This window comes from Polaribacter sp. 2305UL8-11, from assembly GCF_058147165.1.
This window is the reverse complement of the sequence record NZ_JBYVJW010000090.1, coordinates 1-241: the sequence shown is the minus strand read 5'-3', so window position 1 is coordinate 241 and position 241 is coordinate 1. Positions and strand designations below refer to the sequence as shown.

1 protein-coding gene is annotated in these 241 nt (G+C 27.8%); it reads left to right on the top strand.

Annotated features, from left to right (window positions below; all coding sequences use genetic code 11):
- Positions 1-28: 28 nt before the first annotated feature.
- Positions 29-241: hypothetical protein (locus tag ACY2RW_RS16305; RefSeq protein ID WP_490123783.1), on the top strand; the 213-nt coding region annotated here is incomplete at its 3' end.

Below are 241 nucleotides of genomic sequence, written 5' to 3'. Positions count from 1 at the left end.
TAATAGTTATCAAACGAAGTTGAAAAATATGGATAAGCAAATTACACCAAAAAATAAAAAAACAAAAAAAAGGCTAATCTGGGGTATTCCAACTTTACTTTTATTAGCGGTTATTTTAATGAATGCTACAAGAAAAAAGCAAGGAAATTTAGAAAAAGATACTATTAGCATTCGTGAAATTATAAAAGGAGATTTTGAAGATGTAGTACTATTTGATAGCACAGTTGAGCCAAAAACCTCT